Genomic DNA, 1,254 nt, shown 5'->3' on the forward strand with positions numbered 1-1,254 from the left:
CGCCGAACTATAAAAAGCAAAAACCGTGGTCTGACCCCTATTGCCTTGATAGACAGTCCTATCTAGAACTGTTGTTTTATTCCAAAAAACACCAGCTTTAGGCGTTGTACTTGCAACATCACTACCCGCGGTCGTGCCCGTACCAGCAGAACCCGGCCCTTTTGCACCATTTTACAGCAGGACAATATCGGACTGACCCTATTGCCTACCTCGCTTCTAAAAGTGCTGAAACAACCCTTACACAAAACAGTTTCATTTCGAACTCATCTATAAGATGCTCGCCGCCTCCAGGCCGATAAAGCGAGAGCTTTTCCTGCAGCTCATCAAAGAGATTTTCAAACTTACCAAAACCTTCATTTTCTTCAATTTCATCCAGAAGGGTTTCCGTATCTTTTGCCCATTGAACCGAAATATTAGAACCACTCACAAATCTATCAAGATGCTCAATCAAATTATCTATCGTCATTTTTTCTTTACCGGATTAACAACCGTGATAATACGATCCCCATCCACAGCAATTTGAGCTTTAGGATATTTAGAGTTCATGAGCGTAACTGAGGTACCACGATAAAATAGGCATAAAATAGCATAAGATAGGGGTCAGACCACTATTAATACTTGATTTAAAAAATATGGCCTGCTCCCTATTCCCTCTTAAATTAAAAAGCCGTAGCTTGAACCCGATTTTTTCCTTCAAATCACCAGGCTAACAAAATAGAATAATTACAAAAAATAAATCATATTTTTAAAGAGCAACTCCGCCGAACTATAAAAAGCAAAAACCGTGGTCTGACCCCTATTCTCTAATCGTTCTCTGTCCACATTTCGATAAATTCTTGATCGTGCCTCTTATTTGTTAGCCAGATGAAGAAATCATCGAATTTCTCCTCTGACCATGGATCTACTGGATCAAGTTCCACAGCTGAATATTCGAATACAAGGCTGCTTTGACCTAAACCGACGAAACTAACTTCATTTACACCTAAATTTCTTTGAACCCGAATATTCCATGAGGGATCAGCAAATAAATACTTGCAATCATTTATAAATAAAACCGGCCCTTCAACTGAGGAATAAACCCCGATAAACCCGTCGCAAAACCCAACATAAAAAGCCTTGCTTCTTGGTTCGTTTTTACCAATATATTCCTCTGAAATGGGATTGTAATTTTTATCGCATAACAGAACCAAGCGTCTATCGTTTTTATGTCGCATATAAACGTGATTCATGATCATTTTCGCTCTATTAAATGCG

2 protein-coding genes are annotated in these 1,254 nt (G+C 39.1%); both read right to left on the reverse strand.

Translation table 11 applies throughout. The features are described 5' to 3' along the window. Positions 1-205: 205 nt before the first annotated feature. A complete protein-coding gene (locus tag ACI77D_RS29250; RefSeq protein ID WP_064450128.1) occupies positions 206-466 on the reverse strand; it encodes a hypothetical protein in 261 nt (86 codons plus the stop codon). A 337-nt stretch (positions 467-803) separates the two neighbouring features. Then, on the reverse strand, positions 804-1,254 hold a 451-nt coding region (locus ACI77D_RS29255), incomplete at its 5' end, for a hypothetical protein (RefSeq protein ID WP_407018092.1).

Source organism: Pseudomonas sp. O39 (assembly GCF_045447295.1).
In the GTDB taxonomy this organism is placed as follows: Bacteria; Pseudomonadota; Gammaproteobacteria; order Pseudomonadales; family Pseudomonadaceae; genus Aquipseudomonas; species Aquipseudomonas antarctica_A.

Coding starts and splice junctions, on each gene's coding strand:
- ACI77D_RS29250 (WP_064450128.1), bottom strand. CDS start 466: ATGACGATAGATAATTTGATTGAGCATCTTGATAGATTTGTGAGTGGT.